The organism is Allocoleopsis sp. (assembly GCF_036703385.1).
In the GTDB taxonomy this organism is placed as follows: domain Bacteria; phylum Cyanobacteriota; class Cyanobacteriia; order Cyanobacteriales; family Coleofasciculaceae; genus Allocoleopsis.
In genome coordinates, this window is record NZ_DATNPA010000341.1 from 1 (window position 1) to 7,214 (window position 7,214).

Annotated in this window: 7 protein-coding genes and 1 pseudogene; 2 read left to right on the forward strand and 6 right to left on the reverse strand. The window is 47.7% G+C overall.

The features are described 5' to 3' along the window. Positions 1-491: 491 nt before the first annotated feature. The 3 genes and pseudogenes from V6C93_RS16930 to V6C93_RS16940 all read right to left on the reverse strand — a co-directional run. Positions 492-788: pseudogene (locus V6C93_RS16930) on the reverse strand (glutaredoxin family protein); the annotation flags it as partial. Between the two features lie 259 nt (positions 789-1,047). Continuing rightward, positions 1,048-1,674 (reverse strand): GNAT family N-acetyltransferase, encoded by a 627-nt coding sequence (locus V6C93_RS16935; protein ID WP_333477844.1) that lies wholly within the window; start codon positions 1,672-1,674, stop codon positions 1,048-1,050. Between the two features lie 543 nt (positions 1,675-2,217). Then, positions 2,218-2,388: a hypothetical protein gene (locus V6C93_RS16940; RefSeq protein WP_333477845.1), complete on the reverse strand. Its 171-nt coding sequence runs from the start codon at positions 2,386-2,388 to the stop codon at positions 2,218-2,220. Between the two features lie 365 nt (positions 2,389-2,753). Here V6C93_RS16940 and V6C93_RS16945 point away from each other — a divergent pair, with 365 nt between their 5' ends. Further along, on the forward strand, positions 2,754-2,939 hold the full coding sequence (locus V6C93_RS16945) for a PCP reductase family protein (protein WP_333477846.1): 186 nt from the start codon (positions 2,754-2,756) through the stop codon (positions 2,937-2,939). A gap of 149 nt (positions 2,940-3,088) precedes the next feature. Here the strand turns inward: V6C93_RS16945 and V6C93_RS16950 are convergent, their stop codons facing one another. Beyond that, positions 3,089-4,951: a serine/threonine-protein kinase gene (locus V6C93_RS16950; RefSeq protein WP_333477847.1), complete on the reverse strand. Its 1,863-nt coding sequence runs from the start codon at positions 4,949-4,951 to the stop codon at positions 3,089-3,091. Here V6C93_RS16950 and V6C93_RS16955 point away from each other — a divergent pair. Next, positions 4,950-5,090, forward strand: a complete 141-nt coding sequence (locus V6C93_RS16955; RefSeq protein WP_333477848.1) for a hypothetical protein — start codon at positions 4,950-4,952, stop codon at positions 5,088-5,090. The genes V6C93_RS16950 and V6C93_RS16955 overlap by 2 nt on opposite strands. A gap of 255 nt (positions 5,091-5,345) precedes the next feature. On the opposite strand, the gene V6C93_RS16960 is transcribed toward V6C93_RS16955, so the two are convergent. Both V6C93_RS16960 and V6C93_RS16965 read right to left on the reverse strand, forming a co-directional pair. After that, positions 5,346-6,152 (reverse strand): hypothetical protein, encoded by an 807-nt coding sequence (locus V6C93_RS16960; protein WP_333477849.1) that lies wholly within the window; start codon positions 6,150-6,152, stop codon positions 5,346-5,348. A 6-nt stretch (positions 6,153-6,158) separates the two neighbouring features. Continuing rightward, on the reverse strand, positions 6,159-7,214 hold a 1,056-nt coding region (locus tag V6C93_RS16965; RefSeq protein ID WP_333477850.1), incomplete at its 5' end, for an S-layer homology domain-containing protein.

A 7,214-nucleotide genomic window follows, 5' to 3' on the forward strand; every position in this document is an offset into this window, starting at 1 on the left:
AGATTGGGGGGATTCCCCCCAAACCCCCCACTGGGGGACGGAGTGCCTACCTAGAGACCCCCTGCACAAGGGTTGGTTGGTGAGTTAGGAGATTTCTTAAGTCAGTGACATTGCAGTTAAGTCGGTCAGAATCAATCAAAAACTCCATAAGCAGAATCTGGTACCTTTTTTCCACAAATATTTCTTTATTATTGATTTAAATTGTTAATTCATGGAATCTTCTATCTTACAACTTCATCAACTCTTTTTATTCTCTGGCTGCCTCTTTTTATAATCCTTAAAGTAATCCAGGCAATAGCGCGGGGATTTTACCCCACCTAAAATTAGCCACTTGAAAGTAGGGAATCGGGAATCGGGAATTGTTTTTTCGACTCCCTACTCCCTACTGCCTATTCCCCTTCTTCGGTCAATGTTGACAAAGCCCCATCGCGAAGCATCTGAGGCGTGTCATGGTGTTAGTTAATCAGTATTTACGGCTAAAAGACTAAAATTCAATGACGGAAATTGCGATCGCCTGTATAACCGGATAACTCAGCAAGGTGTTGTAGAGACTGGAAGCCTTCGTATTGCTTGCCATTAATTTCCCAAGTTGGAAACCCTTTGATGTTTGCCTTTTGACAAAGGGCGGCTCGTGAATTTTTCCCAGCCGGATCGCATTCAACGTAGTCGAGCTGGCTGACCGCCTCCTTACCAAATAAGTCTTTCTGCTTATGGCAGTACGAGCACCAATAAGCGCCATAAAATTTTGCGCCCATCTGCCTTAAATGGATAGCTAAAGCTATTTCGGGCGTGGCATTTGAGGAGTTGATCTGTGCCGGGTCTGAAGCTGAAGATGTATTTTGAGGCAGCTTCGTTGAAGAACATGCAGTTATCGATGTTAGTAATACTACTGATACAACGGCAGCCAACCTGAGAGATTTTAGCATTACTTGTTAAAAAGCGCTCCAGAGGTATTGGTATTAAAAATATTCTGGCATTGTCTCTCTCTCAACAGCAATCGGGCTGGATTGAAGTAGGCTCAGAAGTAGCTATCTTCAAGCCTCAAGGCTACAAATAACCCTCTGGCATTGGCTGTTTATCCACCCTATAAATTTTGAAGCCACGCTTGATGTAATTATTCAGCGCGTGGGGATTATCTAAGTTACAGGTATGAACCCACAAGCGTTGAGTACCCTTATTCCAGGCGTAGGCGATGCCATGACTTAGGAGATGCTTGCCCAAACCCCGACCGATGTAGGTCGCTCTCAGGCCAAAGTAAACAATCTCCGTCGAGAAGTAACGACCCGTTGGTCCTTCCTTGCGCTGTGCTAGTTCAATGTATCCGGCGGGTGCGCCATTGACATACAAAACGTGGATGCTGGTTCCTGGATCTATCAGCAGTGCCTTAATTTCCTCATCCGAGTGGGCTAGTCGCTCACGCCAACGCCATTGCTCACCCACCGAAGTATACAAGAAGCGATAAAAGGCGACATCTGGCGTTCCCATACACATGAGTTTGATGCCATCCAAGTAATTGAGATAGGCTGGACGGAATTGAGACCAATCCGTCATTTGCAGATAGGTTGTTACCAGCGTATCTGGTAGACAAATGTTTGGCAAAGAATTAGAAGATACCTGAAGCTTAGGGCTTTTAGTACTTTCCGTTGCCTTTTTGACCGAGCCATTGATCGCCATCTCGAATCAGGTCTCCACCCAGAAATACCTTTTCGACGGTGCCAGGAAAGCACAGGTCTGCATAATAAACTTTAACCTATATTTTAATTTCATAATAAACTTTAATTTATCTTGTAATAATTGATGATTATTAACATAAATCTCGTCTTTCTTCTGGAAACTTAATAGAGCCTAGCCCATTTCTTCAACCTACAGCATGAAATGAAGAACCAGCTGAGTACGCTTTCATTAGCGATCGCTGGGTGGAATCACTTTCGGGTTGAGACGGGTTGGGACGCTATCCAAACGTCTGGGCGAATACCATAAACGTTAGTCATAGCAAGCGCCACAACGGTTAGGACATTTCAAAAGCTGGGATTGAAAATTGGTTCTGGGACATTTGTCTTAATAGCCTTGGCGACTGCTATAAATGTAAACCTATCAAGTGAGTTCCAGTTTTGACTCCACCGTTCTCTAGGGAGAATAGGCGTAATTTTAACTAAATACGCCATTGAAAATTTTCTCAGAGTTATCAGCACTTGGCTGTTTGAAGCGATACCAACTTTAGGGAGCGGCTTCATCCATCATCAAAACGCCTAGATCAGCCATAACCGTTTTGAAGTGGGGTGTGCTTTTGATATCAATCAAGTTGGGCTGTTCTGGCAGTCCTTCTGGCCTAACAGGCGTTGGATGTACACGCAAGGGCGAACCCGCCCAGACTTCCGCTTGTGCCAATGCCCACTACTGCTCTAAGGTTAACTTAGCATTTTCCATGAAGGTTTTCAGGACAACGCCAAAAATTGTTATCGTGTCGCCAAATGCCTCTGTGTGGGTGCTTGCCTCAACCTTCAATGGTATCCCCTTCAATGGTATCCCTAGATAGTAGGGGGTATCAGGACGTAATCAAAAAGGAAAGGGACATTAACTTGATGTGTGACTTCCATTGATTCTTTCATTTTTTTACCACTTATAAAGGCTAAAAAAAAGAGAGTTTCATATTCATTTATTAACCTCAGTTTGTTTCTTATAAAATAGTATTAAAATTGATAAAATGATTAGCTTTAAAACTAATGTAATTGCTCATCTCTGAGGGAATAACTATGAGTAGCTCTGATTGTACTGACGCCCTGCAATGGACGCCCGAGGCGAAAGCCAAGTTAAAAAATATTCCTTATTTTGCTCGTGCCCAAGCTCGACAACGGATTGAGCAATTGGCTCGTGAAACCGAGTTAGACGTGGTTACTGTTGAGATGGTTGAGCAGGCAAGGTCAGAGTTTGGTCAGTAAGCCATTGGGCTGATGGGAATGGGGTTGAGGGTTGAAGGTTGAAGGTTGGAAGGTTGTACCGTGGAAAATCTTCATCGCCAACGAACTTGATCTAGCCTAGGACTGAACCGTTATATTTTGATTCTTCCTAATTGGCACTTTATACTGCTTTACGATATTGGCTGCCAGATCTTGATAGTCTGATCACAACTGCCGCTAACTAGAATTTGCCCCTTCGGACCAAAAGCAACAGACTCAACGGGTCTAAAATGACCAGAGAGGGTACATAATCGTTTTCCGGTTTGCCAATTCCATAGCTCGATAGTCTTGCCACTGGCACAGGCAAGGGTCTTACCATCTGGGTTAAACGCGATGGAGGCTGTTCCATTGGATTGAGTCAAAAAACTGCGCAGTTGTTTGCCTGTAGTCGGGTTCCATAAGTGGATCGCGTTGCTACTACCGCTAGCAAGGGCTTGTCCATCCAGGCTATAGGCAAGAGTTGTAATTCCATTGAGCTGATTGGAAAACGTGCGCAGCAGTCTACCCGTGTGGGGATTCCACAACTCAAGGGTGCCATCCAAACTCGCAACGGCACAGGTATGACCATCCGGACTAAAGGCAACAATCCGAGCAGAATTGGAATTTCCTGCCAGAATGCGCAGCAGCTTGCCTGTCCGGACAGCCCAGATTTTGATTTCCCAGTCACCACTACTGATGAGCATCTGACCATTGGGGCTAAAGGCCAGGTAACGAACGCGATCGGGACGCCCTGTGAGGGTGTGCAGTAATTCTCCAGTACTAAGCGCCCACAGCTTAATGGTTTTGTCATAACTGCCAGTGGCTAAGGTTTGACCATCGGGGGAGACGGCGACGCAAGTCACACGCTGGGTGTGGTCGATGAGGGTGTTTCGGACTTCACCAGTGCTGAGTGCCCATAACTTGATGGTTTTGTCATAACTACCGCTGACTAAGCTCTGAGCATCGGGGCTGATGGCGATCGCACTGACAGCATCAGCATGGCCGCAGAGGGTGCGGCGCAGTCTCGCCTTTGCCCAGGGGTTGGATGTGGTTGTTGTAGATGGGAGAAAGCTGGAAATCAAAGAAAGAAATCCCTTCGGCTTTGAGGGCGCTGAATCAGATGATCGCGTTGATTCCACAATTGGAGGAGGCGGGGGCAGCGGCGATGGTGGGGAGCTAATCTCCTCAATGCAGCGCAAAATCATCTGTGGCGTTTGAGGACGTCTACCCGGAAATGTCGCCATCAGATAATCAATTAAATCCGCCAATTGCCGCGAAATGTGTGGGGCACTCTCTCGCCATTGCAACCGACCCGTGCGGGGGTCTTTATCAAAATCATTTGGGTGTTTGCCCGTCAATAAATAAACAAAAGTGCGTCCTAGCGCAAAGAAATCGGATTGCGCGACAGCATGACCCTCTGCTTGCTCAGGTGGCGTATAACCGGCTGAAATAATTACCGTTCCTGTTGCATTCCGTTGTTGTTTCTGCAAGAAGGTTTCGGTGATTTCCCGGACAGCACCAAAGTCAATCAAGACCAGTTGCCCAGTGGGCCGGATCATGATATTCGATGGTTTAATATCCCGATGTACCATCTCCTGTTGATGGACTTGAGCCAAAATATCGGTGAGTTGTTTCAACCAGGTGATCGCTTGTTCTTGAGTAAGCGGTTGGTTTCCTCGCTTCGACTGCCATTGCTTCAAATTCAACCCCTCAATTTTCTCCATCACCAGGCAGTGCAGTTGCTCTCCACCCGCGTCAGCCAGGGTAAAATATCCATCAGGCTCAACTCTAGGAATGCCGGGATGCTGTAGCCGACTCAAAACTACGGCCTCTCGTTGAAACAGAGAGACTGCCTTTAGCTTCCCTTCTGGGCTTTGAAAACGCTCCGTCCTTAAAATTTTTAGAACTTTCAGAGTCCCGCCATCATCCACTTCAAAGGTTTGACCAAATCCTCCTTTACCCAAGATTTGATGCACTCGATAACGGTCTTGAAGTAATAACCCTGGATGAATCATGAGAGCCCTTGCAAAAGTTACTTTTTGCGGCGTAGCTTTAGCCATTATCCGAAAAGTGGGGTATTGGGGAGCTGAGACCACTGATGGAGAAGCGCCGCCAGAAGACGAGGGGCTAAACAGTTGTATAGCCTTAGATTAAGTCCTGACCTTAGGGGACTTTTCAGAGAGATATCGATGAATTAGGCTTGTGCCCAACTACATTCTCTCCTCCCCAGTCCCTAGTCTTCAGTTTTCAGTCCTCTGTCCGCAATCCTATCTTCAGAATAGTCTCTTCGTTACTACTTATCTCTCGTTGCCTATCCCCTTATGCAAAATCAGCACGATTTACTTCGACTTCTGCAAAGGAGAGTCATCGCTATAAAGCCGAGCGATCGCAGGCTGATGCGCTTCTACATTAATTCTGAGCGGAATCAGGCAGAGGCGGTTCTGATTCAACCTCCTCAGTGATCGAAGTCTCAAGTTGAATGGGTATTTCGTCTTGGTGCAGGACAACGGCCTTGAGCTTGAGGTAAAAGTCGGAAGAGTCAGGAGGTGGGGTAAATTGGTCAATGGGATGTTTATTCCCATCACACCGAGACCAATTGGCATCATAAGCGGGGCGAGTGCCTCCATCCGTTTGTGTCTCTTTTTGTTCGTCATCTACCGGGATAGGTGTTTCAGCCACCTCTTCTATTGGGACCGCGATAGGTAGTGCCGTCTCCGGTTGGGATATCGATAGTGGCTCCTCTGGGATGGTCTCCTGCCATGCGCTCTCGTCGGGGACATCGGGGAAACTGGGAATGAATATTGATAGACTGGTTTCCAAGCTCAGGTCAGTCGAGCGAGTGACACGGTTTGCTGCCAGTTTTTGGGGAAGTTTACGACTAATCAGCCGCTCAAACTCATGGTTAAAGCGATGGATTGGCTGTCCACGTCGCGCCCAGACGGCTAAGATTTGCTCGACAGAAACGGCTTTATAGCGCCCCTGATATAACGCTTCAATTACTCCCAAGCGCACCCAATGGGCTGAATAGTTTTTTGTCCACAAATTCACTAATTCTTCAGCCGTGTAACCCCGGAGTTCAAACCCATAGTGCTTGAGTAGCGCAACGGCATAGGCAAGGGCTGAGTCTGCGGTTGGCTCCCTCATCTCAATCGTGGGTTTTAGATTTTGGATTGTAGCGGGGAATGAAAGTTTCCCCGGCTCCTGGAGCTCCCTCATCAGATCTCAACTCGGCTGCGTTGACACAATATAAGGTGAGCTGATCGCACTCACGCGACCGGTTCTCACTAATGCCTGATACATAAACGCGATCGCTTCTGCACGAGAAGCTTCCTGTTTGGGTTGCAGGAGCTTCGGGTTGGGGTAGCTAACCACAATCCCGGCTTGAGTGGCAGCAGCAACCGCTGATTTAGCATAAGCTGGAATACTATCGCGATCTTCGTAAATTTCCAAGACTTTGACATCAGCACTGGGTAAAGAAAGCCCATGCACCAAGGAAGCCATTAGATCGATTCGCCGCAAACTTTGCTGCGGGTGGAAGGTTTGGTCGGGATAGCCGGATAAAAAGCCGCCGCGATAGGCTTGACTAATTACGGGTAGTGCCCAAAAATCCGCCGGGATATCGATAAATTTAGTATCAGGGCGGATGGGTGTGGGGTTAAACACTTTTACCACTAAAGCGGCATACTGCGATCGCGAGAGCGGTTCATCGGGTTTAAACGAGCCATCGGCAAAGCCAGTAATGAGATTCAGGTTAGCGAGGCGACGCACAAACTCAGCGGTCCAATGTTGCTGAATATCGGTAAATGAGGGAAGGGACAGGTTCGGGTTGACAATGTAGCTAGATGCGATCGCCTCCGCTCGTCCTGTGGATACCAAGGCTTGATAAATCCACGCCGCAATCTCAGCGCGGGTAATGTTGCGCATCGGATCGAGCTGATTAGGTTTGGGATAATTCACCACGAGTCGTCGTTGCGTGGCGGTGGCGATCGCTTCTGTCGCATAACTGGGAATTTGGGCGCGATCGCTGTAGAATACCAGCAAGTTAGGATTTCCGCCACTCAGTCCCAAGCCACTCACCAGCGACACCAGCGCCTGTACCCGTGTCAAATTTTGCTGGGGGCGAAACGTTCCATCCGGGAAGCCGGAAATAAAACCCATCCCAGCGGCAACACGAATCGCCGATGAGGCCCAAAAGTCAGCTGGAACATCGGAAAACACCCCCGCCCCCGTTCCCCGCTGTCGGGGCAAATCAAACGTCTTGGCAATAATGGCTGCATA